General features: G+C 71.1%; 25 protein-coding genes. 20 read left to right on the top strand and 5 right to left on the bottom strand.

Annotation, left to right across the window (positions count from 1 at the left end; genetic code table 11):
- Window positions 1–83: 83 nt before the first annotated feature.
- The gene (locus ACIBJB_RS31495) at window positions 84–902 is read right to left on the bottom strand and encodes an AbfB domain-containing protein (RefSeq protein WP_398935530.1); all 819 of its coding nucleotides are present in this window, start codon (window positions 900–902) and stop codon (window positions 84–86) included.
- Between the two features lie 202 nt (window positions 903–1,104).
- Between ACIBJB_RS31495 and ACIBJB_RS31490 the strand changes: the two genes are divergently transcribed.
- From ACIBJB_RS31490 to ACIBJB_RS31465, 6 genes are all read left to right on the top strand, one after another.
- Window positions 1,105–1,425: a DMT family transporter gene (locus ACIBJB_RS31490; protein WP_398935528.1), complete on the top strand. Its 321-nt coding sequence runs from the start codon at window positions 1,105–1,107 to the stop codon at window positions 1,423–1,425.
- Entirely contained in the window at window positions 1,425–2,006 is a 582-nt protein-coding gene (locus tag ACIBJB_RS31485; protein ID WP_398935526.1) for a TetR/AcrR family transcriptional regulator, read from the top strand. The genes ACIBJB_RS31490 and ACIBJB_RS31485 overlap by 1 nt, the downstream gene beginning before the upstream one ends.
- A gap of 592 nt (window positions 2,007–2,598) precedes the next feature.
- Entirely contained in the window at window positions 2,599–3,588 is a 990-nt protein-coding gene (dapD, locus tag ACIBJB_RS31480) for a 2,3,4,5-tetrahydropyridine-2,6-dicarboxylate N-succinyltransferase (protein WP_398935524.1), read from the top strand.
- A gap of 115 nt (window positions 3,589–3,703) precedes the next feature.
- Window positions 3,704–3,919: a hypothetical protein gene (locus tag ACIBJB_RS31475; protein WP_398935522.1), complete on the top strand. Its 216-nt coding sequence runs from the start codon at window positions 3,704–3,706 to the stop codon at window positions 3,917–3,919.
- A gap of 145 nt (window positions 3,920–4,064) precedes the next feature.
- Window positions 4,065–4,634, top strand: coding sequence for a SigE family RNA polymerase sigma factor (locus ACIBJB_RS31470; protein ID WP_398935520.1), 570 nt, complete (start codon window positions 4,065–4,067; stop codon window positions 4,632–4,634).
- Window positions 4,631–5,857 (top strand): WD40 repeat domain-containing protein, encoded by a 1,227-nt coding sequence (locus ACIBJB_RS31465; RefSeq protein WP_398935518.1) that lies wholly within the window; start codon window positions 4,631–4,633, stop codon window positions 5,855–5,857. The genes ACIBJB_RS31470 and ACIBJB_RS31465 overlap by 4 nt, the downstream gene beginning before the upstream one ends.
- Here ACIBJB_RS31465 and dapA read toward each other — a convergent pair whose 3' ends face one another.
- Window positions 5,858–6,751 (bottom strand): 4-hydroxy-tetrahydrodipicolinate synthase, encoded by an 894-nt coding sequence (gene dapA, locus ACIBJB_RS31460; protein WP_398935516.1) that lies wholly within the window; start codon window positions 6,749–6,751, stop codon window positions 5,858–5,860.
- Window positions 6,752–6,903: 152 nt separating this feature from the next.
- Between dapA and ACIBJB_RS31455 the strand changes: the two genes are divergently transcribed.
- Genes ACIBJB_RS31455 through ACIBJB_RS31440 form a run of 4 tightly spaced genes read left to right on the top strand, consistent with a single transcriptional unit; the run spans window position 6,904 to window position 8,693 of the window.
- Complete coding sequence (locus ACIBJB_RS31455; RefSeq protein WP_263973619.1) at window positions 6,904–7,032, top strand: hypothetical protein; 129 nt, start codon at window positions 6,904–6,906, stop codon at window positions 7,030–7,032.
- Window positions 7,029–7,721, top strand: coding sequence for a hypothetical protein (locus tag ACIBJB_RS31450; RefSeq protein ID WP_398935514.1), 693 nt, complete (start codon window positions 7,029–7,031; stop codon window positions 7,719–7,721). Before ACIBJB_RS31455 ends, ACIBJB_RS31450 begins: the two co-directional genes overlap by 4 nt.
- Before the next feature lie 52 nt (window positions 7,722–7,773).
- Window positions 7,774–8,193, top strand: a complete 420-nt coding sequence (locus ACIBJB_RS31445) for a phage holin family protein (RefSeq protein WP_365642759.1) — start codon at window positions 7,774–7,776, stop codon at window positions 8,191–8,193.
- Window positions 8,190–8,693 carry a DUF3618 domain-containing protein gene (locus ACIBJB_RS31440; protein ID WP_398935512.1) on the top strand — a complete coding sequence of 168 codons (504 nt, stop codon included), beginning with the start codon at window positions 8,190–8,192 and terminating at the stop codon, window positions 8,691–8,693. The genes ACIBJB_RS31445 and ACIBJB_RS31440 overlap by 4 nt, the downstream gene beginning before the upstream one ends.
- Before the next feature lie 67 nt (window positions 8,694–8,760).
- Here ACIBJB_RS31440 and ACIBJB_RS31435 read toward each other — a convergent pair whose 3' ends face one another.
- Window positions 8,761–9,732, bottom strand: coding sequence for a YihY/virulence factor BrkB family protein (locus ACIBJB_RS31435; RefSeq protein WP_398935510.1), 972 nt, complete (start codon window positions 9,730–9,732; stop codon window positions 8,761–8,763).
- Window positions 9,733–9,811: 79 nt separating this feature from the next.
- Between ACIBJB_RS31435 and ACIBJB_RS31430 the strand changes: the two genes are divergently transcribed.
- From ACIBJB_RS31430 to ACIBJB_RS31420, 3 genes are all read left to right on the top strand, one after another.
- Window positions 9,812–10,513, top strand: coding sequence for an antibiotic biosynthesis monooxygenase (locus ACIBJB_RS31430; protein WP_398935507.1), 702 nt, complete (start codon window positions 9,812–9,814; stop codon window positions 10,511–10,513).
- Window positions 10,514–10,575: 62 nt separating this feature from the next.
- Window positions 10,576–11,172, top strand: coding sequence for an ArsR/SmtB family transcription factor (locus ACIBJB_RS31425; RefSeq protein WP_398935506.1), 597 nt, complete (start codon window positions 10,576–10,578; stop codon window positions 11,170–11,172).
- Window positions 11,173–11,175: 3 nt separating this feature from the next.
- The gene (locus tag ACIBJB_RS31420) at window positions 11,176–11,910 is read left to right on the top strand and encodes an SRPBCC domain-containing protein (protein WP_398935504.1); all 735 of its coding nucleotides are present in this window, start codon (window positions 11,176–11,178) and stop codon (window positions 11,908–11,910) included.
- A gap of 19 nt (window positions 11,911–11,929) precedes the next feature.
- Here the strand turns inward: ACIBJB_RS31420 and ACIBJB_RS31415 are convergent, their stop codons facing one another.
- Entirely contained in the window at window positions 11,930–13,753 is a 1,824-nt protein-coding gene (locus tag ACIBJB_RS31415) for an endonuclease/exonuclease/phosphatase family protein (RefSeq protein ID WP_398935502.1), read from the bottom strand.
- A gap of 276 nt (window positions 13,754–14,029) precedes the next feature.
- Between ACIBJB_RS31415 and ACIBJB_RS31410 the strand changes: the two genes are divergently transcribed.
- From ACIBJB_RS31410 to ACIBJB_RS31380, 7 genes are all read left to right on the top strand, one after another.
- A complete protein-coding gene (locus tag ACIBJB_RS31410) occupies window positions 14,030–15,463 on the top strand; it encodes a hypothetical protein (RefSeq protein WP_398935500.1) in 1,434 nt (477 codons plus the stop codon).
- A 210-nt stretch (window positions 15,464–15,673) separates the two neighbouring features.
- On the top strand, window positions 15,674–17,119 hold the full coding sequence (locus ACIBJB_RS31405; RefSeq protein WP_398935498.1) for an alkaline phosphatase PhoX: 1,446 nt from the start codon (window positions 15,674–15,676) through the stop codon (window positions 17,117–17,119).
- 88 nt (window positions 17,120–17,207) lie between these two features.
- A complete protein-coding gene (locus ACIBJB_RS31400; protein ID WP_398935496.1) occupies window positions 17,208–17,855 on the top strand; it encodes a GntR family transcriptional regulator in 648 nt (215 codons plus the stop codon).
- A 29-nt stretch (window positions 17,856–17,884) separates the two neighbouring features.
- Window positions 17,885–18,901, top strand: coding sequence for a 1-aminocyclopropane-1-carboxylate deaminase (locus tag ACIBJB_RS31395; RefSeq protein ID WP_398935494.1), 1,017 nt, complete (start codon window positions 17,885–17,887; stop codon window positions 18,899–18,901).
- Between the two features lie 45 nt (window positions 18,902–18,946).
- Window positions 18,947–19,987, top strand: a complete 1,041-nt coding sequence (locus ACIBJB_RS31390) for a LacI family DNA-binding transcriptional regulator (RefSeq protein ID WP_398935492.1) — start codon at window positions 18,947–18,949, stop codon at window positions 19,985–19,987.
- 52 nt (window positions 19,988–20,039) lie between these two features.
- Window positions 20,040–20,924 carry a LysR family transcriptional regulator gene (locus tag ACIBJB_RS31385; protein WP_398935490.1) on the top strand — a complete coding sequence of 295 codons (885 nt, stop codon included), beginning with the start codon at window positions 20,040–20,042 and terminating at the stop codon, window positions 20,922–20,924.
- Window positions 20,925–20,997: 73 nt separating this feature from the next.
- Complete coding sequence (locus ACIBJB_RS31380; protein WP_398935488.1) at window positions 20,998–22,056, top strand: tartrate dehydrogenase; 1,059 nt, start codon at window positions 20,998–21,000, stop codon at window positions 22,054–22,056.
- An 87-nt stretch (window positions 22,057–22,143) separates the two neighbouring features.
- On the opposite strand, the gene ACIBJB_RS31375 is transcribed toward ACIBJB_RS31380, so the two are convergent.
- Complete coding sequence (locus tag ACIBJB_RS31375) at window positions 22,144–23,766, bottom strand: PucR family transcriptional regulator (RefSeq protein ID WP_398935486.1); 1,623 nt, start codon at window positions 23,764–23,766, stop codon at window positions 22,144–22,146.
- Window positions 23,767–23,771 lie beyond the last annotated feature (5 nt).

The following is a 23,771-nucleotide window of genomic DNA, read 5'->3' as shown; positions in this document are numbered from 1 at the left end:
CGAACCCGTTCGTGGGAAAGCGGCGGCACCTGCCGGGTGCCGCCGCTTTCCTGTGCTCGTACGGCCCTGTGGTCATACGCGGCTCAGGCCAGCCCGCCCACCAGCTGGAACGAGGAGTCCGCCAGGTACTGGGAGCTGTACTCGAAGCGTTCGAGGCGGACCACGAAGTTCTCGTGGCGGAGGAAGTAGCCGGGGTAGTTGACCGACTCCAGCATTATCGCGCCGGAGTAGGAGGCGTCCCGGGCGCAGAAGGTGGCGTCCTGCCTGAAGAGGGAGGAGCCGTCGTTGCGGTCGGCCCGCAGGACGAAGTCGCGGTGGCGCAGGTACTTGCCGTCGTGGGTGGTGAAGGAGTAACAGGAGCTGTTCGCCAGGCCCTTGACCTGGGTGAAGGTGGAGTCCTCGCGGGATTCCGAGCCGCGGACCGGGTCCAGGCCCACATAGCCGTCGTCCACGTGCCAGTACCGGGCGGGGTAGTTGACCGAGCGGACCGAGCGATGGGTCACGGACGGGTGCGGCTTCGGCGAACTGCCTTTGGAGGCCGTGGACTTGGGCGGCTTCGGGGTGGCCGTGACCGTGGCGGTGGGCTCGGCTCCCTGCTGCCGGGGGCCCCGGGGAGTGGGGGACACCGACGAGAGGCCGCTGTCGCCCGGCGGGGGCGTGGTCGCCGCCGGGGGCTGCGAGGAGAAGGAGATCAGACCGGATCCCTCGTCCCGCGCGGTTTTTGACGGTCCGCCGGTTTCGTTGTCCGTGGCGGCTATCGCCGCGACACAGGCGATGATCGTGGCCACCGCCAACGCCCCGGCGAGATAGAGCCGTCGGGTGCCGGGCGTGCGGGAGGTGTCCAACGTCCAGCCGTTCTCCCAGGGGCGGTCCTGGGGCGGCCGGGACTTGTCTTCGGGCATGCGCTGTTCCTCCGGCGCGGCGCGAGGCGACGTGCCGCTGCTGTGGTGGCGCGGTATGTGAAGGGTGAAACACAAGTGGTTCCGGGGGAACACTAGTGGTTACCGGGGGTCCCGAGCAGCCCTTTGAACCGGCCGGTTTCCACTTCTGGCGGATGCCGTCCGAGGGCATCGTCCCCGGGAACTGTTATGTACGCTTGTACACATGGGATACCTGCTGCTCGCCGGAGCCATCGCCGCCGAGGTCGGAGCGACCACGGCCATGAAGTACACCGAGGGCTTCAGCCGGTTCGGGCCCTCGCTGCTGACCGTGCTGGGGTACGTCCTCTCCTTCGCGCTGCTCGCCCAGACGCTCAAGACGGTGTCGGTCGGCACCGCCTACGCGATCTGGGCCGGGGTGGGCACCGCGGCCATCGTCGGCATCGGGATGCTCTTCCTCGGGGAGGAGATGACGGCCACCAAGGCCGCCGGGATCGCGCTGATCATCCTGGGGGTCGTGGTGCTGAACCTGGGCGGGGCGCACTGATGGCCCGGCGGCACGACCCCGAGCGCCGGCAGCGGATCATCGACGCGGCCATCCGGGTCGTGCGGGAGAAGGGGCTAGCGGGGCTCAGTCACCGCAGCGCCGCGGCCGAGGCCGATGTGCCGCTCGGTTCGACGACGTACCACTTCAAGAGCCTCGACGAGCTGATGGTCGCCGCGCTGCGCCAGGCCAGTGAGGGCTTCGCCAAGGCGGTCGCCGCACACGGCGCCCTGGACGACCCCGGCGGTGACCTGGCCGCCGACCTCGCCCGCGTCCTCGGCGACTGGCTCGGCGGCGACCGCACCGGCGTCGAGCTGGAGTACGAGCTCTACCTCGCCGCCCTGCGCCGCCCCGCCCTGCGCCCCGTCGCCGCCGAATGGGCCGACGACCTCGCCGAACGCCTCACCCGCCGCACGGACCCGGTCACCGCACGGGCGCTGGTCGCCCTGGCCGACGGGATCTGCCTACAGGTACTGCTGACCGGGGCGCCGTACGACGAGGGGTATGCGCGGGAGGTGCTGGGGCGGGTGATCCCCGCGGCCCCGGGTGGTTCCGGTCGGGGCATCTCCGCCGACCGCGGGTAGTCCCGGCCGACTGCCGGTGATGTACGCGGAGCGTGGGCGATTCCGGTCGCCCCGGGGGGCTCTGCCGACGGCTGGGGGTCTCCGCGTCGGCGGGTGATCTTCACGTGTCCGGGTGGTCCCTGTCGGCCTGGGTGATCCCACGGCCGCGGGCGGTACGCGCCCGATCACAGGTGGCCTGCACGGGTTCCGGTGGTTCCCGCCGGCCCGGGGGTGAGCTTCTCCGATCGCGGGTGGTCCCCGTCGGCCTGGGTGTTCCCTACGGCCGCGGCCGGTCCGCGCCCGATCACAGGTGGCGCCCGCGGCTTCCGGTGGTTCCCGCCGGCCCGGGGGTGAGCTTCTCCGATCGCGGGTGGTCCCCGTCGGCCCGGGTCCCCCGCCGTCCGTCGGGTCCCGAGCCGTCCGTCGGGTCCCCCGCCGTCCGTCGGGTCCCGAGCCGTCCGTCGGGTCCCCCGCCGACCCGGATGATCCCTACCGGCCCAGGTGATCTTCTCCTGGGTGGCACGTGATGTCGTCCGGCGGCCCGGCCGCCCGACTCCTGAGACGTCCCGCGCAGGGTTCGCCTCGTATGCCCCGCGCCGGTTAGGTTTCCCTCATGACCGACACGACTGCTCCGCGCACCACCGGCGCCATCGCCGCAGGCCTCGCCACCGTCGCCGCCGACGGCACCGTACTCGACACCTGGTTCCCCGCCCCCGAACTCTCGGCCGAGCCCGGCCCCGCCGGTACCGAGCGGCTGTCGGCCGAGAAGGCCGTCGAACTGCTCGGCGAAGGGGCCGCCAAGGCGATCGGCCCGGACGCCCGCCGTGGCGTCGAGGTGATCGCGGTCCGCACGGTCATCGCCTCCCTCGACGAGAAGCCGCTCGACACGCACGACGCCTACCTGCGTCTGCACCTGCTCTCGCACCGGCTGGTCCAGCCGCACGGCCAGAGCCTGGACGGCATCTTCGGCCTCCTCCCCAACGTCGCCTGGACCTCGCTCGGCCCGGTCGCCGTCGACGAGATCGAGAAGGTGCGGCTCAACGCCCGCGCCGAGGGCCTGTACCTCACGGTCACCTCGGTCGACAAGTTCCCGCGCATGACGGACTACGTGGCCCCCAAGGGCGTCCGTATCGCCGACGCCGACCGGGTCCGCCTCGGCGCGCACCTCGCCGCGGGCACCACCGTCATGCACGAGGGCTTCGTCAACTTCAACGCGGGCACGCTCGGCACGTCGATGGTCGAGGGCCGCATCTCCGCCGGTGTCGTGGTCGGCGACGGCTCCGACATCGGTGGCGGCGCGTCGACGATGGGCACGCTCTCCGGCGGCGGCAACGTCCGCATCACCATCGGCGAGCGCTGCCTGATCGGCGCCGAGGCGGGCGTCGGCATCGCGCTCGGCGACGAGTGCGTCGTCGAGGCCGGTCTCTACGTCACCGCGGGCTCCCGGGTCACCATGCCCGACGGGCAGATCGTCAAGGCCCGTGAGCTGAGCGGCGCCTCGAACATCCTCTTCCGCCGCAACTCGGTCACCGGCACGGTCGAGGCCCGCCCGAACAACGCGGTCTGGGGCGGGCTCAACGACATCCTGCACAGCCACAACTGAAACCCGCGAAGATCACTTACGGGTTACCCGGCGTGACCTCGGGGTCGTTTCGGCAGATGAACGGGTGGACGCAGAGTCCGATCAGACGCCGAAATGACGAACGAGGGATCGAGCGATGAGGAACGTGCGGACGAGGGCCGTGACGGGCGGGCTGACGGTGCTGGCCGTGACGTGTCTGCTGACCATCGGCAGCGCACACGCCGACGAGACCAACACCGCCTCCCACAACGGCCCCCGGGTCGGTCTGGTCAACATCGGCCAGGTGGACGACCCGATGGAGGACGTCCTGGAGCACCTGCTGCTGATCGGCGACGGGTACTCCTGGAACTGATCCCACGCCACGGAAAGTCGCCGTAGAGGACCTGGTTCCTCTACGGCGACTTTTTTCGTGTGAGTGGCATAGCGGCGGCGGCCCGCACGCGTCACAAGGGTCGGAGGGGCGGCGCACAGGCGTCGCCGGGGAAGAGAAGGTGACGATGAATGCCGAAGGGCTGGAGAGTTTCCGGGACTTCGTGGACAGCAGGTCGTCCGCCCTGCTGAAGACCGCTGTGCTGCTGTGCGGGGGAGACCAGCACGCCGGTGAGGACCTGTTGCAGAACGCCCTGGTCAAGACGGCCGGACGGTGGCAGAAGATCGACGAACCCGAGGCCTATGTACGGCAGGTCCTCTACCGCCAGCAGGTCAGCCGCTGGCGGCTGAAGTGGCCCCGCCGGGAGGTCAGTGTCGCCGAGCCGCCCGAACCACCGGGCAGCGGCGAGCCCGGCGCCGACACCGCCGCCGCGGCCGAACTGCGCCTGGTGATGCGCGAGGCCCTGTCCCGGCTCACCGCACGCCAGCGCACCGTGCTGGTGCTGCGCTACTTCGAGGACCTGCCGGAGGCCGACGTGGCGCGGCTGCTCGGCTGCTCCGTCGGCACCGTACGGTCCACCACCCACCGTTCGCTGGCCCGGCTGCGCCAGCTCGCGCCCGAACTGGCCGCCCTCGGGCCCGCCCAGGCCGAGCGGCTCGCGTCCCGTGACTACTCGCCCGTGGAGGTGCGTCCGTGAACGTCGACGACATCGTGCGCGACGCTCTGCGCGAGCAGGCCACCGAACAGCCCCCGGTGGCGGCGGGGTTCGCCGACCGGGTGCTCGCCGTCCGGCGCCGCCGCCGTACCCGCAGGATCGCGGCCGCCGCGGTCGTCACGGTGGCCGTGGTCGCCGTCGGGGTCGGGGTGCCGCTGCTGGACTCCGGCAAGCACGACGTACGGCCCTCGGGTGGCGGTGGCGTCGTGGTGGAGAAGAAGACGAAGGCCCACCCCGACCAGTCGCCACCCCGCGAGGAGATCTCCGTCGGGGGCACGACCCTGGCCGGGTACTTCATCCCGGAGACGGTCAAGAAGACCGCGAACACCGCCGTCAACCAGCGCACCTACCACCTGCTGAACCCGAGGACCGGCACGTACGCCAAGACCGTGGACTGGTCCTGGGTCGCCGTCGCGCCCGGCGCGAAGACCGCCGCCGTCCTCGAACAGGACCTGCCCGCCTCGCGGATCGGCCTGCTCGACCTGACCACCGGCAGGGTCGAGCGGTGGATCCCGGTCGAGCGCGGGGTCGGCGGGCTCGCCTTCTCCCGCGACGGCCGCAAACTGGTCGCGACGACGTACAGCAAGAATCCCGATCTGCGGGTCAAGTCGGAGGGCTCCGACGACTGGGGCCAGGAATGGACGTCGAGCCGCACCGGCTTCTACGTCCTCGACGTGGCCTCCGGGAAGGGCGCCTGGAGCGAGGTGAAGCTCGCCGGCGGCGACGGCGAGCTCGCGGGGACCTTCCTCAACGCCCGCCAGGACTTCGCCCTCACCGACGACGGACTGCACGTCTGGTCCGGGAACCCCATGGGGGACATCGGCAAGGAGTTCTGGGACCTCAAGGGCAACAAGGTCCCCACACCGGCGAAGGACAAGCACCTGGAGTGGTTCGTGGACGCGGGGAAGTCGCCGGACGGCAGCCTCGTCGCAGGGGACTTCGCGGGCGAGAAGTGGAAGACCTCCTCCTGGATCGTCGATGCCACGACCGGTGAGAAGACCGAGGTGCGCGGGCAGCAGCTGCTCGCCTGGGTGGGCAACAAGCAGCTCATCGCCTGGGACATCGGCAAGAACGACAAGAGCGAGTTCCATCAGCGGCTCGTGCTGGTCACCATCGGCAGCGACAAGGAGGTCCCGCTCAGCGGCTTCCGCGAGGGCAACGACGGCGACGCCGGACGCTGGGAGCCGGTCTTCGCCCAGCCCTGATCAGGCGGCCACGAGTCGTTCGTACTCCGCCAGCAGCCCGTCGGCCGCCTCCCGGCCGGCGGGCCGCAGCGGGGCGCGGACCGGGCCCGCGGGCAGACCGAGCGCGTTCAGGAGGGCCTTGGCAGTGACCGTGCCGGGCAGGCCCGCCGACATCATCGCCTCGATCAGCGGCGTGGCCCGTTGTTGGAGGCGGGCGGACACGGGGGTGTCGCCCGCCTCGAACGTGTCCAGGATCGCGCGGAGTCGGGCCGGGACCACGTTGGCCACTGTGCTGACGTAGCCCGCCGCGCCCACCGCGTACAGGGCCAGGATGTGCTCGTCGCAGCCCGCGTAGTACGCCAACTCCGTGCGGTTCAGGACCTTTTGGGTGCCGAGAAGGTCGTAGGAACAGTCCTTGACCGCGACGATCCGGGGGTGCTCGGCGAGCCGGATCATCGTCTCCGGTTCGATGCGGGTGCCGGTGCGGCCCGGGATGTCGTAGAGCATGACGGGCAGTCCGGAGGCGTCCGCGATCTCCGTGAAGTGCGCCTCCAGGGCGTCCTGCGGCGGCCTGCTGTAGTAGGGGCTGACCACCAGCACCCCGTCCGCGCCCGCCTTTTCGGCCGCGAGGGTCAGCTCCACGGTGTGCCGGGTGTCGAAGGTGCCCACCCCCGCCACGACCGACGCCCGCTCGCCCACCGCCTCCCGTACCGCCATGACGAGGGCGGCCTTCTCCGCGTCCGTCGTGGTCGGTGACTCGCCCGTGGTGCCGGAGAGGACGAGTCCGTCGCAGCCCTCCCTCACCAGGTGGTCGGCGAGCGTCTGGGCGCCGTCGAGATCGAGGGCACCGGCCTGGTCGAAGGGGGTGATCATGGCGCAGAGGGCGCGGCCGAAGGGCGGGGCGGTTGTCGTCATACGCGTAGTCTCGGCAGATCGACCGTGAAGCTCCACTTAATTCTTCTACGGCGTACCGGTAAGTGATGCTGCGAAAAGGCCCTATGTCCAAATCGGGCCCGCATGGGTCACCATGGTCAGGACGGTGCACGACCCCTGGTCCTGGAGGCGTCATGAAGCTCGGCAAGGCACTCGCCACCGGAGTCGCGGAAGAGCGGCCGGAGATCCACGACGAGGAGCTCGAGCTCCCCGAGGAGATCAAGGAGCTGAAGGCTCCCGAAGAGGTTCCGGCGGCCCGATGAGACTGCGGCTTCCGGAGGAACGCCCGACGGAGCCGCCGACCGGATACAAGATCGCCCACCCGGTGCTGTCCCAGGACGGCACCCGGGCCGGGTTCACCGGTGTGTCGCTCGGCGGCGCGCTGCCGTACGGAGTCCTGGCCGACGCGTCCTGCGTCTACGGCCTGCGGCACCGGGCGCCGAACCGCCGCTGCGACTGCGGCTTCCACTGCGTGCACGACCGCGCGGCGGCCGAGGCACTGCTGTGCACGGCCGAGCACCGTACGGCCGTCCTCCTCGACGTCCTGGTCCTCGGCCGCTACCTCCGCTTCGAGCGCGGCTTCCGCTACGCCCGCCAGCGGGTGCGGACCGCCACCGTCGGCCCCTGCGCCTGCGGCACGGTCGCGGCGGCCCTCGCCGATGCCGACTGGGGCAGACCCGGCTGGCGGGCCCTGGCGCCCTCGTGCGCGGGCTGCCTGCGCGGTCGTACGGCCGTCTCGCTCGCCGGGTTCGCGCGGCTGGCCGGAGAGGGGCTGCGCGTGGTGGCACGGCCGGCCGCCGTGCTCACGCAAGGTGATCCCGGTCTGCCCGAGGGTCTCGGGGTGCCCGAACTCGCCGCCGAGGCGGCCCTGTTGCAGGCCCGGCTCGACTGGTTCCAGAGCCAGCTGGCCCGGCTCGGACAGCGTGGCCCGGACGGCGGTCCGCAGGGGTAGCGGGGGCCCGGCCGGGTACCCGGGAGTTCCGACCGAGAGGAGGCGGAACACCGTGACCGGAACCACGGCCCCCAGGCCGGTGCACGACGAACATCACTCGGTGGGCGAACTCGTCGGACAGGCCACCGAACAGGTCTCGCGGCTGGTGCGGCAGGAAGTCGCCCTCGCGAAGGAGGAGCTGGCCGAGAAGGGCCGGCGGGCCGGCAGGGGCGGCGGACTGCTCGGTGCGGCCGGCGCCTTCGCCTACGCGGGACTGCTCGCCCTGGCCGGAACGGCCACCGCCGCCCTCTCCCTGGTGCTGTCGGTGTGGGCCTCGGCGCTGATCGTGACGGCCGTGCTGTTCGTGATCGCCGGGGTGCTCGCCGCCACCGGCCGCGCCCAGCTGCGCCGTGCCACACCCCCGACGCCCGAGGAGGCACTCGGCAGCGTCAAGGCGGACGTCGAGGAGATCAGGGAAAGGGCGCACCGATGACGGACAGGACGAGCGGCGAGCCCCCCGTGACGGGGGCCAAGGGACCCGATGAGCTGCGGCAGCAGATCGAGCGGACCCGCAGCGAACTCGGCGACACCGTAGAGGAGTTGGCAGGGAAAATGGACGTGAAGGGCCGCGCGCGGGCCCGTGCGGCAGACCTCAGGGACAAGGCGGGCGCGATGACCGTGCAGCTGCGCAGCAGTGCGGCACAGGCCGGTCACACCGTGCACGACCGGGCCACGCAAGCCGGTCACAAGGTCCAGGACAAGGCGGTGAAGACCGGTCACAAGGTCCAGGACCGGACGCTGCAGGCGGGCCATGTCACCCAGCACAGGACGTCGCAGACGAGTGCCGCGCTGGAGCGGAGGGCGGAGCACAGCGTCCCCAGGCCGGCCCGGCCCCTGGTCCTGGCCGCGATACGGCATCCGCGGCCGGCGCTGATCGTCGGCGCGGCCCTCGCCGCGGTCGTCGTGGTGTCGTGGCGGTATCCCAAGAAGTGACCCACGAAGTGAGCGGTGCGTACGGCTGGGCGCGGGCGGTGGCCCGCGCCCAGCCCTGTGCGTACCGTCACCGCCCGCGGCTCGCCCGCAGCCTCGGCGGCCACTTCCGGGTGTCCCGGGGCTCCACGTACAGCTCCTGAGCCGGCTCGGCCTCGCCGGAGACGATCGCCCGCTCCCGGGCCAGCTCCGCGTCGAACTCCAGGCCCAGCAGGATCGCCAGATTCGTCAGCCAGAGCCACACCAGGAAGACGATGGCGCCGGCGAGGGTGCCGTACGTCTTGTTGTAGGAGCCGAAGTTGGCGGCGTACAGAGCGAAGCCCGCGGAGGCGGCGAGCCAGACCAGGGTGGCGAGGACACTGCCCGGCGAGATCCAGTGGAAGCCGCGGCCGCGGACGTTGGGGGCCGCCCAGTACAGCAGCGCGATCATCAGGACGACCAGGAGCAGCAGCACCGGCCACTTGGCCACGCCCCAGAGCGCGATCGCCGCGTCGCCGAACCCCACCGCCCGGCCCGCCCGTTCGGCCAGCGGGCCCGTGAACACCACGATCAGCGCGCTCGCCGCCAGCATCAGCATCAAGGTCACGGTCAGCGCCAGCCGCAGCGGCGTCAGCTTCCACACCGGACGCCCCTCGGGAAGGTCGTACACCGCGTTGGACGTACGGATGAACGCGGCGACGTACCCGGACGCCGACCACAGCGCCGCGAGCAGGCCGACGATCGCGAGCACGCTGCCCGTGCCGCCGCTGTCGCCGAGCTGGACCACCGCGTCCCGCAGGATGTCCCGGGCCGGACCCGGCGCGAGGTCCCCGATGTTGTCCAGGATCTTGTCCGTGGCGCGCTGTCCCACCACGCCCAGCAGGGAGACCATCACCAGCAGGGCGGGGAACAGCGACAGGACGCCGTAATAGGTCAACGCCGCCGCACGGTCGGCGAGTTCGTCGTCCAGCAACTCTTTCCCCGTGCGCCGCAGGACCGCGCGCCAGGAGCGCGCGGGCAACTTGGAGGGACTGTTCGGCTGGTCGTCGGCCTGCTCGTCCATGCCGTGGCGGGTCTCCCGAAACACCCCGCCGAACCGCCGACTTGACCTGAATCTTGGTTGAGGTTGAAGGGTGGTGGCCATGACACGTCGTACCGACACTCACCCCGACCTGACCGACCCTCGCGTCGGTGCCCCCTTCTTCAGTCACTGGCGTGTGGGCACGCCCCTGCGCCAGCGGCAGACCGTCGAGGCCGTCGCCGCCGTCTGGGAGCGGCAGCCCTGGCCCACCGACGGCCTGCTTGCCTATCACCTCTACCGCGGGCACGACACCGCCACCCTGATGCACTACTCGCAGTGGGCGAGCGAGCAGGCCTACGAGGCCTTCGTCAAGACGCACCGGCAGGAGCGTGTGGACGAGATCGACACCGTCGTTCCGGGCATCGAGCGGCTGGGCCTCGGCCGCTACCGGCACTACCGCAGCGTCGCCCGGGACGGTGACCCGCGCGTCCCCGGCTGCATCGTGATCGTCGACATCGAGTTCGACGGACCCGACCCCGACCGGCAGCGGGCCTGGGTCGACGCCGTCCTCGACGCGCTGGAGAACGAGCCGAACCCGCATCCCGGCGGTATCAGCGCTCACTTCCACCTCAGTACCGACGGCACCCGGGTCCTCAACTACGCCGAGTGGGAGAGCGCCCAGGCCCACCTCGACGCGCTCGCCGCGCCGGGGGAGGGGATCGGCTCTGCCTCGGAGCGCTGGGAGCGCGTGCAGACCTGGCCGGGGTTGAAGAGCACCACCGTCAGCAGGTACGACCACGCTCTCGGGCTGATTCCCGGCTAGGGCCTCCCACCGAACACTCGAACCGTCTGGACAAAAAAAGTGTTCGGTGAGACGGTGGACCCATGCTGGACGTCACCGTGATCGAGGACCCCGAGGCCGCAGCCGTCTCCCTGGACCCCATACGGGCGAGGCTGCTCGCCGAACTGGCGGCCGGCCCCGCGTCGGCCGCCATGCTGGCCGGAAAGGTCGGGCTGCCCCGGCAGAAGGTGAACTACCACCTGAAGGCGCTGGAGCGGCACGGCCTGGTCGAGCTCGCCGGGGAGCGCCGCAAGGGCAACGTCACCGAGCGGCTGATGCGGGCGACCGCGGCATCGTACGTGATCTCACCGCTCGCCCTCGCCGCCGTGCAGCCCGACCCGGACCGCTTCCGCGACCAGCTCTCCGCGCGCTGGCTGCTGGCGCTGGGTGCGCGGCTGGTGCGGGACGTCGGTTCGCTGATCACCGGCGCGGCGAAGGCCCGCAAGCGGCTGGCGACGTACGCGCTGGACGGCGAGCTGCGCTTCGCCTCGGCCGCCGAACGGGCCGCGTTCATCGAGGAGTTGACGGCCGGAGTCACCGGCCTGATCCGCAAGTACGACGCCCCGGACGCCGAGGGGGGCCGTGACCACCGGATCGTGGTGGCCGTCCATCCCACGCTGAAACAGACCGAGTTGGAGTAGATCATGTCCAAAGAGTTCGAGATCGCCCGCGAGTTCGAGGTCGACGCCACCCCCGAGCAGGTGTGGGAGGCGATCACCACGGGAACCGGCGGCTATCTGTGGCCGATGGAGCCGCCCGAGCCCCGCGTGGGCGGCAGGGGGCCCTTCGGGTCCACGATCACCGCCTGGGATCCGCCGCACCGCTACACCAACCGGGTCGAGAACGTCGACGGCATCTCCGAGCAGAGCCTCAACCAGCTCGACTACACCGTCGAACCCCGCGCCGAGGGCCGACGGGCCTGGGTGCGGTACGTCCACAGCGGGATCTTCGTCGACGACTGGGACAACCAGTACGACGGCGCCGCCAAGCACACCGACTTCTATCTGCACACCCTGCGCGAGTACCTGACCCACTTCGCGCCCCGCCCGGCCGCCTTCGCGACCTTCGACGGACCCGAGGCGTCCAAGGCACCGGACGCCCTCGCCGTCGTGGGGCGGGCGCTCGGCGTCGGCGAGGACGTGGCCGCCGGTACCCGCGTGACGGTGCACGGGCCGGACACCTTCGACGCCGTGGTCGACTTCCGCAACCCCTACTTCATCGGGTTGCGCACCGACCGGGGACTCACCCGCGTCTTCGGCCGCAACCACTGGGGCCACCCGGTCGGGATCTCCCTGCACGACTTCGCACCCGACTCCGACATCAAGGAGTGCGAGAGCGAGTGGCAGGCCTGGCTGAACGGGGTGTTCAACCAGGCCTGAGCGGTCGTACGACTGCCGGCTACGGCTTGAAGCGCAGCACCTGCGGGTCGTGGTCGCTGATCTGGTCGTGGAACTCCGAGTTGATGTGCACGCTGTCGTACTCGAAGTCGCAGCCGCTCCGGACCGACGGGCTGACCAGGATCTGGTCCAGGACCTGCTGGTTGCCCTGGTAGTCGTAGGTGTAACGCTCGCTCCTGGGCAGCGACTTGATCGCGGACCAGAGCTCGCCGTCACCCTCCAGGATCTTCGCGGTGTCGGAGAACTCGAAGTCGTTGATGTCGCCGAGGGCGATGACGTCCGCGTTCTTCTGGGTGTCGAGGATGTCCTTGACGAAGGCGTTGACCAGCGTCGCCTGCTGGTGGCGCTGAACCTCCGAGCTGCGCGGCACCGGCTGGGTCGCCGAGGTCAGACCGAAGTCGCCGCCCTTGGAGTTGAAGTGGTTGGCGATCACGAAGACCGTGCGGCCACGGAAGACGAACTCGCCGGCCAGCGGCTTGCGGCTGGACTTCCAGGCCGTGTTCGTCGGGTCGATACGGCCCGGGGAGACCGTCAGCGCGGCCTTCCCGTGGGTCCTCGTCACGCCGACCGCCGTGGTGGCGTCGCCGCCCGCGCGGTCCGTGAAGGAGACCCGCTGCGGGTTGAAGAGGAACACCTGGCGGATGTTGCCGCCCGGCTCGCCGCCGTCGGTGTCGTTGGCCGGGTCGATCGAGCGCGACTCGTACCTCGGGCCGCCCGCCGCGACGATCGCGTCGATCAGCTTGGTCACCGTCACGTCGGCGGCGGTCGTGCCGTCGTCCTTCGCGCCGTTGTTGTCCTGGATCTCCTCCAGGGACACGATGTCGGGCGACTTCAGGTTGTTCACGATCGCGGAGGCGTGCTCCTCGAAGGTGGCGTCGGTCGGGTCGAGGTTCTCGACGTTGTACGTCGCGACCGCCAGCTCGCCGTTCCTCTGCTTCTGCGTGGTCTCCCGCTCCAGACCGGCGCTCTTCAGCGTGCCGAGCTCGTTCGCCACCAGGGTGTAGCCGCCGAACTGGTTGTAGTCCAGCGGGCCCGCGGTGGAGCCGGTGAGGACGTCACCGACGTTCGCGACGGGGAAGGCGGAGGTCGAGCCCAGCGACTGGATCTGCAGCCGCCCGGTGTTCTGCGAGCTGTAGGAGCCGTAGAGCGTGCCGCCCCGCCTGGTGGTGTTCTCGCGCGGCTTCACCGTCACCCACAGCTCGGTGTACGGGTCGCTCGCGCCGACCACGCGGGTGTCGGCGACCTTGACGTTCATGCCCTCCAGGGACTCGTAGAAGTCCAGGGCGTACTTCTTCGGCTCCAGGGTCAGGCCGTTGATCGAGTTCCCCGCGGCGGGGTCGCCCTCCGGGGCGTAGGCGGCCGGCACCGATCTCGCGTCGATCACCGTGGCCGCCGGGACGGCGTTGCCGCTGGAGACGACCGTGACGGTCGGCTTGGTGATTTCGGTCAGCGACTGGTTCCCGGTCGACGTGCCGCCCGGGACGTACTCCGAGACCGTGCCGGTGACCGTGACGGCGTCACCGACGGCGACCTTCGGGGTGGAGCTGGTGAAGACGAAGACGCCCTCACTGGTGGCCGGGTCGGCGTCGGGGTTCGGATCCTGGATCCAGAAACCCTTGGAGGAGCCGTAGGTGCGCACACCGGTGACGATTCCGGCCACATCCGCGACCTTCTGACCGGCGTACGGGGATATCCGGGTCGCGCCCTGGATGTCATGGATGCTGACGCCGGCCGCGTGGGCGGGCGAGACGAGGACGACGGTAGAGGCCGCCGACAGGGCGGCGACGGTGAGCGCGGCGAGACGCGCGGACTTCTTGCTCGGCAACGGGATCCCTCCGGGGACGAACGTAGGCGCCGGGACGAGGGTGAACGTGGAACGGTGGGAGCCGCGACCTGTGGGGCGGAGGCGACGCGCGTAGAAAATACAGTGAACACATGTCCGCCGGATTTCTACGCGCGTCAATCTCCTGCCTGGTCAGTCCAGTTGTCAAGGTTTCAGCCATGTACGGACCCTGTCGGGGACATGAACCGGGCGGCATAGGTGGATATCCGTCTACGCTGAGCGGCTGAGTGGCACGACGCGTCCTAGGAGAACCAGCCGATGTCAGACAGCTCCCCCCTGCCGCCGGTGCGGCTGCACCCCGAAGCGGAGCTGGCGCGGGACGCCCTGTCCACGCCGCTGCTCGCCCGGGCCGCCCGGCTCGCCCGCTGGGCCGGCGAGGACACGCGGGTCGACGCCGGGGGCGGACTCGTCGAGGAGCAGCTGCCCGCGGCGGCCGCGCACCTCGGACTGGCCGGGGACGAGGCGGCGGCCTGTGCGAGCGAGGCCTGGCGGGTGGCCGTCGACACCGGGCTCGTCGAGATCGTCGACGAGGAGGAGGGCACGGTCGCCACCGGCGAGGACCTGGCGCTGCTGTCCGGATCCCCGCAGGACGTCCTCGGCGTGTGGCTGACGGCCATGGAGACGGCGCTGGCCGACGCGAGCGTGCCGGATCTGGACGACCTGGTCGACGCGATGTCCTCCGGGGACGGTGGCGGGGAGATCGACTTCGCCTCCCTGGACTGGGACCCGCAGGCCGAGCAGGAGTTCCTCGACGGTGTGCTCGGGAACCTCTACCTGCTCACCGTCAGCGAGGACGGTCCCGGCGACGGACCCGTGCCGCTGCCCGCCCTCGCCGCGTCGATGATCGTGCCCAGTGACATGGGCGAGCCGACCAACGACGTCCTGGAGCAGGTGTCCGACGCGATGATGCGGCTCGACGACCAGTTCCGGGTCCTGGAGCCGGTGGGGATCGTCGAGTACCAGCCCGTCGACGAGGCGCTCATGGCGGACACCGACGAGGAGCCCGCCGCGGCCGTCGACGAGACCGACGTCTCCCGGTACGGCATGGTCCGGCTCACCCCGCTCGGGCTGTACGGGCTGCGCTCCCGGCTGCTGGAGGCGGGCATCACGGCACCGGCCGTCGGCGACCTCGCCGACAAGGGAGCGGACGCGCTGCTCGACGGGACCTCGACGTTCCCGCCCTCCGCCGCGCAGGCCGAGACCGAGCAGTGGCTGGACCGGCGTGAACCTCTCGCGGCGGCGCGGGAGTTGCTGGCGGCGGCCCGGGGGAGTGACGCGGGCGCGCCCCTGCGCAGGCTGCGGTGTCAGCAGGCGTTGTCCTTGGTCGGCGCGGTCGCCGAACCCGCGTTGCGGGAGGTCCTCGACGACGCCGAGCTCGGCGGGCTGGCCCGGGTCTGGCTGACCGAGCGGGGGTTCGGGGACGTGCCCCCGCCGTCCCAGGACATGGTGTTCTGGCTGACCGTCGACACGATCGCCGCGCAGCTCGCCGCGGAGGGGAACTCCGAGGAGTTGCAGGGGCTGGTGGAGGGGCTGGCCCAGCAGCACGGGGGGTTCTTCGCGGCGGCCTGGCGGGTGGATCACCCGGCCACCGCGGATGTGCTGGAGGCGATGGGGCGGTTGCATCCGGACAAGCGGGTGGCGAAGGAGGCGCGGAAGGCTGCGTTCAAGGCGAGGTCGCAGCAGGGGGGTTGAGGTTGTGTCGCGGGTGCGGGCCGGTGGGGGCTGGTCGCGCCGTTCCCCGCGCCCCTAAAGGGGCGCTTTCCTTGCCCTTTGTTGATTCATGGAACCGGGTGCGCTGAAGTCTCCTGGCGTTCAACCGGTGTTCAGATGTGGGCGGGAGCGTAGCGCCGACCCGAGGTCCCCCACCCTCCACGGCGTTCACCCACCGTCTCAGGAGACACCATGTCGCTCACCCGCAGGGACTTTGCCGCGAAATCCGCGATCACCGGAGCCGGTGTCGCGCTGGCGGGCAGTGTCGGCGCCCTCGCCACCGCACCGAACGCGCTCGCGGCCACCGATGTCGAGAGCGAGGGGGCGGAGATCGCGGGCGCCCACGGCGGTGTCGGCTACGGGCCGCTGATCCCCGACCCCGCGGGCCTGCTCGCGCTGCCCGCCGGGTTCACGTACAAGGTCATCACCTACAGCGGCAGGACCAAGCTGGAGTCCGGCGAGTTCACCCCGTCCAACCACGACGGTACGGCCACCTTCTGCGGCCCCCGCGGCGCGACCCTCCTGGTCAACAACCACGAGCTCAAGGGCCCGCGTGCCAACTGGCCCCACCCCGTGCCGCTCACCGAGGGCCTCGTCTACGACCCCGCCGCCTCCGGTGGCTGCACGGTCGTCGAGGTCCGCCACGGGCATGTCGCCGAGTGGGTCGGCATCGCCGGCACCTCCACCAACTGCGCGGGCGGCAGCACCCCTTGGGGCACCTGGCTCACCGGCGAGGAGACCGAGGACAAGGCCGGCCAGAACGGCATGACCAAGGACCACGGCTACATCTTCGAGGTCGACCCCGAGGACCGCCGCGCCAACCGCGACCCCAAGCCCGTCAAGGCGTTCGGCCGGTACGCCCACGAGGCGGTCGTCATCGACCCCAAGCGCGGCCACGCCTACCTCACCGAGGACGCCTCCGGCCCCAACGGCCTGCTCTTCCGCTGGACCCCGCCGGCGGGCTTCCACCACGGCCACGGCAAGCTGCGCACCCTCGCCGACAACGCCGGAGCCCTGCAGGCCTTCAAGTGCTTCGACTCCGGCGGCAAGTTCGTCGACGACCTCTCCCGCGCCACGAAGATCGGCACCGTGTACGGCGTCGACTGGGTCGACGTCCCCGACCGCGACGCCAAGACGGTCTCCGTCCGCAAGCAGTTCACCGACGGCCAGGTCACCCGCGCCCGCAAGCTCGAGGGCATGTGGTGGGGCGACGGCGGCGCGTACATCGTCTCCTCGTACGCCCGTGAGGAGAGCCCCGTCCAGCACGACGGCCAGGTCTGGTTCTACGACCCCAAGCGCCGCACCCTCACCCTCAAGGTCCTCCTCGGCGTGAACTCCGACCCGTCCAAGGACGGCGCCTTCGACGGCCCCGACAACATCACCGTCTCCCCGTACGGCGGCCTCGTCATCGCCGAGGACGGCGAGGGCGTCCAGCATCTGTTCGGCGCCACGGAGAGCGGCCGCACCTACCCGATCGCCCGCAACGAACTGAACCAGGGCACCGAAGCGGAGCCCGAGTACAGCGAGTTCACCGGCGTCACCTTCTCACCCGACGGAAAGACGCTGTACGCCAACATCCAGACGCCGGGGATCATGCTGGCGATCACGGGGCCGTGGAAGCGCCAGAAGCGCGGCTGAATCTGATGCGCGCGTGTGACCCGCACCAGAAGGAGGTGCGGGTCACACCCTTGTCCATCCCCGGCACTGACATCTAACATTTCAGTTCATGGAGGCCATACGACCACTCGCCCGCACCCTTCTCCGGGACCGCGCCTACGCATCCATCCGGGACGCCATCGTGGCGGGCGAGATCGAGCCCGGGGCGGTGGTGCGGGACGCCGAGCTCGCCGAGCGGCTCGGGCTGTCGCGGGCCCCCGTGCGGGAGGCGTTCGCGCGGCTCGTCGACGAGGGGCTGCTGGAGAGCAAGCCGCAGAGCTACACGAGGGTGACCCAGGTCGTCGCCGCCGAGGTGCGGGACGCCGCCGCGGTGGTGGGGGCCATGCACGAACTGGTCACGCGGGTCGCCGTGCCCCGGCTGTTCGCCGCCGACATCGAGACGATGCGCGCGGCCAACGAACGGTTCGCGGCCGCCGTCACCACGGGTGACGTGGACGAAGCCCTGCACGCCGACGACGCCCTGCACGACGTCCTCGTCCGCGTCAGCGGCAACCGCGCGGCCGCCGCCACCACCGCCCGCTACACCCCGCTCATCCGCCGACTGGAGCGCCGGCGCTTCGGCGAGGGCGGCAACTGCCGCTCGGCGGGCCTGCACGACCGGCTGATCGAGGCCTGCGCGGCCGGTGACGTGGACGAGGCGGTCCGGGTCACGGCGGAGATCTGGCGGGGCCTGGCCGAGCTGGCCGACAGCGACTGAGCCCACAGCGACCGACCCGGGAGGTCCTCATGCCCCTTTCGTCCTACGCCCGTTACCCCCTCCTCTTCGGGCCGTCCCCCGTCCACCGCCTGGAGCGCCTCACCGCGCACCTCGGCGGTGCCGCGCTGTGGGCCAAGCGCGAGGACTGCAACTCCGGGATCGCGTACGGCGGCAACAAGACCCGCAAGCTGGAGTACCTGGTCGCGGACGCCCTCGCCAAGGGCTGCGACACCCTCGTCTCGATCGGCGGTGTCCAGTCCAACCACACCCGTCAGGTCGCCGCCTGCGCCGCCCGGGCCGGGCTCAAGTGCGTGCTGGTGCAGGAGAGTTGGGTGGACTGGCCGGACGCCGTCTACGACAAGGTCGGCAACATCCTGATCAGCCGGCTCGCCGGGGCCGACGTACGGCTGGTGAAGGCCGGGTTCGGGATCGGGTTCAAGGAGAGCTGGGAGCAGGCGCTCAGGGATGTCGAGGAAGGGGGCGGCAAGCCGTACGCCATCCCCGCCGGCGCCTCCGACCACCCGCTCGGCGGCCTCGGTTTCGCCGCGTGGGCCTATGAGGTCGCCGATCAGGAACGCGAGTTGGGCGTCTTCTTCGACACGGTCGTGGTCTGCTCGGTGACCGGCTCCACCCAGGCCGGCATGGTCGCCGGGTTCCGGGCGCTGGAGGAGGCGGGCGGCCGGCCCCGGCGCGTGCTCGGCATCGACGCCTCCGCCAAGCCCGTCGCCACCCGGGAACAGATCGCGCGGATCGCCCACGACACCGGCCAACTCATCGGCGTACAGAAGGAGTTGACCGAGGAGGACGTGGAGCTGGACGAGCGGTACCACGCGGGGGTCTACGGCATCCCCGACGAGACCACGCTGGACGCGATGCGCATCGCCGCCCGCACCGAGGGGATGGTCACCGACCCCGTGTACGAGGGCAAGTCGATGGCCGGGATGATCGACCTGGTCAGGCGGGGCGAGATCGGCGAGGACTCCACCGTGCTCTACGCCCATCTCGGCGGGCAGCCCGCGCTCAACGGGTACAGCGCGCTGTTCTAGCACGGGCTGGGCCCGTTCCCGTGCCGGCTGGATACAGTGCACTGCATGTGGACCGACGAGCAGCAGCGGGAGCCCGGTGGTCAGGCGTCCGACGGACCTCGTCGCCGGGCCACGATTCACGACGTGGCGCAGCTCGCGGGAGTGTCACGGCAGACGGTCTCGCGGGCGGTGAACGACAAGGGCGAGATCGACCCGGACACCAAGGCGCGGGTGCTCGAAGCCGTGCGGATGCTGGACTACCGGCCCAGCCGGTTCGCGCGCGGGCTGGTGCGGAAGGGGACGGTGACCGCGGGGCTGGTCATCCCGGATCTGATGAATCCGTTCTTTCCGGAGGTCGCGGCCGGGGTACTGGAGGCCGCGGAGGAGCGTGGCTGGCAGGTCGTGGTGTGGGACACCCGCACCGACGGTGCCAAGGAGCGGGAGGCGCTCGGCGTGCTGTCCCACCAGGCGGACGCCGTGATGGGCTACTTCAAGAACGACGACGAGGTCCTCGCCCGGTACCTCGGTGGCCTGCCGCTCGTCCTGCTGGAACGGGGCCCGCAGCAGACCCGGTTCGCGGCCGTCGGGATCGATGCCGCGGCGGGTCTCGAACAGGGCATCGCCCACCTGGTCCGGGCAGGGCACCGGCGGATCGGCATGCTGGACGGGGACCGGCTCACCCCCGGGCCCCGACGGGAGGCGTTCCTGGCCGAGGTACGGCGGCACGGGCTGCCGGTCGACGACGGCTGGATCGCGATGTCGAACGGCCACGGTGTCGCGGGCGGTGAGGCAGCGATGGAGCAACTCCTCGACGCCCGGCCCCAGTTGACCGCCGTGTTCGGCTTCAACGACCTGATCGCCGTCGGCGCGATACGGGCCGCCCGGCGGCGGGGCCGGAGGGTGCCGGAGGACCTGGCCGTGCTGGGCTTCGACGGGCTCTCCCTGGGCGAACTGGTGGAACCCGCCCTCACCACCCTGCGGCTCGACAAGCGCCGGCTCGGGCGGCTGGCCGTCGAGCAGGTCGCGCGGCTGCGCGCCGGCGAGAAGCCGCTGACCGGTGCGGATGCCTGGGTGGCACCTGAGCTGGTGGTACGCGCCTCGGCCTGAGACCTGCCGTATCCGAGCCGTCGCTTGATTTACTGAGGGGCAGAGGGCGCGTATGGACATCCGGCAGCTGGAGTACTTCCTCGCGATTGTCGATCGTGGGGGTTTCAACCGTGCGGCCGCTGCTCTGTACGTGTCGCAGCCGGCGCTGTCGCAGGCCGTGCGGGCACTGGAGCGTGATCTCGGCTCGGAGCTGTTCCATCGCATCGGGCGTAGGGCGGTCCTGACGGAGGCCGGAAGGGCCCTGATCGAGCCTGCCCGGGAGGCCGTACGGAGTCTGGAGACGGCGCGAGCGAGTGTCGCGTCGGTGCATGAGCTGCGCGAGGGGCGCCTGGATGTGGCGTCGACGCCGACACAGGCGGTGGAGCCGCTGACGACCTTGGTGAGTGCCTTCAGCCGGCGGTATCCCGGCGTCTCCGTGGCCATCAAAGCGGCGTTCACCGCGCGTGATGTGATCGACATGGTGCGCACGGGTGCCGTGGAGTTGGGGCTCCTGGCGTCCGCCGGGCCGGTCTCCGGCAAGGAGGTCGTCTTCCACGTACTGGGGCGGCAGCGCTTTGTGCTGGTGGTGCCGGCCGACGGCCCGTTCGCCGATCGGACGGCGGTGGAGTGCCGGGAGCTCGCGGGACAGCGGCTGATCGTCGGGCAGCCGGGTACCGGGATGCGCGCATACGTCGACGCGCTGCGCGAGCAGGGCATCGAGTTCACCGTCGCCGCGGAGAGCGAGCACCGCGTGTCGCTCATACCCCTGGTACTGGCCGGGGTCGGGCTCATGGTCGTCACGGATGCCTGGCGGGACCTCGCCCGGCGACTGGGCGCCCGGGTCCTGGACATCGAGCCGGAAACCGGCTTGAACATCGCCCTCGTCAGCCGCCGCGGCAGCCTGTCGCCCGCGGCCGCCGCGTTTGTCACGGCCGCCACCTCGGCCGCCGACTGCTGATAGGCACCGCTTATAAAGGAGATCCGCTTTGCGTCTTGGACGCCCCACGGATCTCCTTGCTGCAATCGACGGCATGACGACCAACCACCGCATTGCCCTGATCCCCGGCGACGGCATCGGCGCCGAGGTACTGCCCCCGGCACAGCAGGTGCTCGATGTTCTCGGCCGCCGCCACGGCTTCAGCCTGTCCTACACGTCGTACGACTGGTCGTGCGAGCGGTACCTCCGGGAGGGCGCCATGATGCCCGACGACGGGATCGACCAGCTGCGCGACAAGGACGCGATCCTGCTGGGCGCGGTGGGATACCCGGGGGTGCCCGACCATGTCTCGCTGTGGGGGCTGCTGATCCCGATCCGGCGCGGCTTCCGCCAGTACGTCAACCTCCGGCCCATCCGCGTCTTCGAAGGCACCGACAGTCCGGTGCGCGGCGCACGGCCGGGCGAGGTCGATTTCGTCGTCGTGCGCGAGAACATGGAAGGCGAGTACAGCGAGGTCGGCGGTCGGCACAACAGGGGCTTCCCGGACGAGATCGCCGTGCAGGAGGCCGTGTTCACCCGGGCCGGCGTCACACGCGTCCTGGACTACGCGTTCACGCTCGCCTCCCGGCGCGGCGGCCGACTGACCTCCGCGACCAAGTCGAACGGCATCGTGCACACCATGCCGTTCTGGGACCAGCTCGTCACCGAGCGGGCCGCCTCGTTCCCGCAGGTCGCCTGGGACCAGGAGCACATCGACGCGCTCGCGGCCAAGTTCGTCCTCCAACCGGCCCGCTTCGACGTCGTCGTCGCCTCCAACCTCTTCGGCGACATCCTCAGCGACCTCGCGGCCGCGGTCGCCGGATCCATCGGCATCGCCCCGGCGGCCAACGTCAACCCCGAGCGGGACTTCCCCTCGATGTTCGAGCCGGTACACGGCTCCGCGCCCGACATCGCGGGGCAGGGTATCGCCAACCCGCTGGGCGCGATCTGGTCCGCGGCCATGATGCTCGACCACCTCGGCCAACCCGCCGCGGCCAGGGACATCACCGACGCGATCGCCTCGGTCCTGGCCAAGACCGATGTCCGCACCCGTGACCTGGGTGGAACCGCGACCACCGCCGAGTTCACCGAGCGGCTGATCGAGCTCCTCTGAGCCTTCTGGAAAGTCTGCCGACGCAAGCCCGAACAGCTCGGCACCCGCCGGCCGTAAAGGTACTCGGCGTGACGGCGGGCGTGCCCGTCATGCGCCGGGAACAGCTGCTTCCCCGGCGTCCAGGACCAGCACCGCGACGTGCAGGGACGTGCACTGCAGGCCTGATTCCAGGTCGCAGCCGAGGAGCCGTTCGATGGTGTGGAGGCGCTGGTAGTAGGCCTGCCGGGACATGCCGGCGCGTTTCGCCGCGACCGACTTGTTCCCGGCCGCCGCCAGATAGGCGCGCAGTGCCGGGAGCAGGTCGCCGTTGTTGCGGTCGTCGTGCTCGATGAGGCGGGTCAGTTGCCGTTCCGCGTACCGCTGAAGACGGGTGTCCTCTCGCAGGACGCCCAGCAACTCCGGCAGCCGGACGTCGGCGGGGACGTAGAACCACCGCTCCGGGGAGGCGGGTGTTATGGCCTCGGCCGTCTGCTCCGCCTCCTGCCACGACCGGGCGATCCCGGCGAGGTCGGTCACCCCGGGGCCGACGGCGACGACGGCCTCCGGTCCCAGCTCCTCCCGGGTCAGACGGCCGATCCGCTCGGCGACCGGCTGCCAGGCGCTCGCCTGTGCCAGTGCCAGAAGTACACCGATCCGGCCCGGGGCCGTCTCACCGACCAGGGCGCGGACGCCGGTCTGCGCCAGCGCCTTCGCGATCCGTTCGTCGAGGTGCTCACTCTCGGTGCCGGTGTACGTGTGGCGGATGACCACGGCGAACAGCCGGTGCCCGAGGGCCGGGAGCCCCAGTGCCTCGGCGCGGGCGCGTGCGTCCGCGGGGGAGCGGAAACGTCGTTCGTACAGGTCCCGCAGTACGGAGCGGTGGGCCCGGCGCTCCCACCAGGCCGGCCCGGCCAGGCGCGCCATGGTCAGCGCGATCGCCGCACGCTCCAGCACCAGGACGTGTTCCGGGTCGGGCTCGGCGTTCAGCCGGCCCTCCAGCAGGACCAGCCGCCCCCACAGCCCCTGGTGGTCCTGCACCGGCGCGATCAGCCACCCCTCCGGGCCGCTCGGCGTGATCCTCTCCGGCGTCGGGGCGGCCCGCGAACGCCGCGACCAGGCCGACACCACCGGCTCGTACGGCCGGCCGAGCAGCTCGCACATCAGGACCCGGTGGTTGAGATCCTCCAGCACCACCGGGGCTCCGGTGAGCTCCGCGGTGGTGTGCACCAGTTCCTCGGGGTCCGCGCCCCGCAGCGTCAGGGCGGTGAAGACGTCCTGGATGTCCCTCCCGCGCCGCAGCAGGGCCCCTTGGGCGTCAAGGATGAGCGCGTGCACCGTCTGCGTGACGTCGATGAACCGGACGCCCCGGGCCAGCTCGACCAGCGGCACTTCACGGGCACGGCACGCCGCCACCAGCTCGCCGGGCACCTTCCGGTACCGGTAACCGAGCTCCACGATGAGACCGGCCGCGCCGACGTCGGCCAACTGGTCGACATAGCCTCGCAGCTCGGAGGCGTCCTCTGGATGCGGCATGCCGGTCGTCAGTACCAGCTCGCCGCCCTCCAGGAAATCGGCGGGATTGAGCAGCTCGGTGACATGCACCCAGCGCACCGCCCTGTCCAGCTGTGACTCACCGGCCAGCACACGCGGCATCCCCTCGGTGAGCACGGGCAGCCGCAGTACCTCCGCGATCGTGGGGAAGTGCCCGTTTGCGGGCCGTCTGGGCGGCATGGGGG

Source organism: Streptomyces sp. NPDC050759 (assembly GCF_044456945.1).
Lineage (GTDB): Bacteria > Actinomycetota > Actinomycetes > Streptomycetales > Streptomycetaceae > Streptomyces.
The sequence above is the reverse complement of the archived record's forward strand: the minus strand, read 5'-3'. Positions and strand labels throughout refer to the sequence as shown.

Coding starts and splice junctions, on each gene's coding strand:
- ACIBJB_RS31395 (WP_398935494.1), top strand. CDS start 17,885: ATGCCCCTTTCGTCCTACGCCCGTTACCCCCTCCTCTTCGGGCCGTCC.
- ACIBJB_RS31435 (WP_398935510.1), bottom strand. CDS start 9,732: ATGGACGAGCAGGCCGACGACCAGCCGAACAGTCCCTCCAAGTTGCCC.
- ACIBJB_RS31410 (WP_398935500.1), top strand. CDS start 14,030: ATGTCAGACAGCTCCCCCCTGCCGCCGGTGCGGCTGCACCCCGAAGCG.
- ACIBJB_RS31420 (WP_398935504.1), top strand. CDS start 11,176: ATGTCCAAAGAGTTCGAGATCGCCCGCGAGTTCGAGGTCGACGCCACC.
- ACIBJB_RS31425 (WP_398935506.1), top strand. CDS start 10,576: ATGCTGGACGTCACCGTGATCGAGGACCCCGAGGCCGCAGCCGTCTCC.
- ACIBJB_RS31450 (WP_398935514.1), top strand. CDS start 7,029: ATGAGACTGCGGCTTCCGGAGGAACGCCCGACGGAGCCGCCGACCGGA.
- ACIBJB_RS31380 (WP_398935488.1), top strand. CDS start 20,998: ATGACGACCAACCACCGCATTGCCCTGATCCCCGGCGACGGCATCGGC.
- ACIBJB_RS31470 (WP_398935520.1), top strand. CDS start 4,065: ATGAATGCCGAAGGGCTGGAGAGTTTCCGGGACTTCGTGGACAGCAGG.
- ACIBJB_RS31430 (WP_398935507.1), top strand. CDS start 9,812: ATGACACGTCGTACCGACACTCACCCCGACCTGACCGACCCTCGCGTC.
- ACIBJB_RS31495 (WP_398935530.1), bottom strand. CDS start 902: ATGCCCGAAGACAAGTCCCGGCCGCCCCAGGACCGCCCCTGGGAGAAC.
- ACIBJB_RS31485 (WP_398935526.1), top strand. CDS start 1,425: ATGGCCCGGCGGCACGACCCCGAGCGCCGGCAGCGGATCATCGACGCG.
- ACIBJB_RS31405 (WP_398935498.1), top strand. CDS start 15,674: ATGTCGCTCACCCGCAGGGACTTTGCCGCGAAATCCGCGATCACCGGA.
- dapD (WP_398935524.1), top strand. CDS start 2,599: ATGACCGACACGACTGCTCCGCGCACCACCGGCGCCATCGCCGCAGGC.
- ACIBJB_RS31440 (WP_398935512.1), top strand. CDS start 8,190: ATGACGGACAGGACGAGCGGCGAGCCCCCCGTGACGGGGGCCAAGGGA.
- ACIBJB_RS31455 (WP_263973619.1), top strand. CDS start 6,904: ATGAAGCTCGGCAAGGCACTCGCCACCGGAGTCGCGGAAGAGCGGCCG.
- ACIBJB_RS31390 (WP_398935492.1), top strand. CDS start 18,947: ATGTGGACCGACGAGCAGCAGCGGGAGCCCGGTGGTCAGGCGTCCGAC.
- ACIBJB_RS31475 (WP_398935522.1), top strand. CDS start 3,704: ATGAGGAACGTGCGGACGAGGGCCGTGACGGGCGGGCTGACGGTGCTG.
- ACIBJB_RS31400 (WP_398935496.1), top strand. CDS start 17,208: ATGGAGGCCATACGACCACTCGCCCGCACCCTTCTCCGGGACCGCGCC.
- ACIBJB_RS31385 (WP_398935490.1), top strand. CDS start 20,040: ATGGACATCCGGCAGCTGGAGTACTTCCTCGCGATTGTCGATCGTGGG.
- ACIBJB_RS31375 (WP_398935486.1), bottom strand. CDS start 23,766: ATGCCGCCCAGACGGCCCGCAAACGGGCACTTCCCCACGATCGCGGAG.
- ACIBJB_RS31490 (WP_398935528.1), top strand. CDS start 1,105: ATGGGATACCTGCTGCTCGCCGGAGCCATCGCCGCCGAGGTCGGAGCG.
- dapA (WP_398935516.1), bottom strand. CDS start 6,751: ATGACGACAACCGCCCCGCCCTTCGGCCGCGCCCTCTGCGCCATGATC.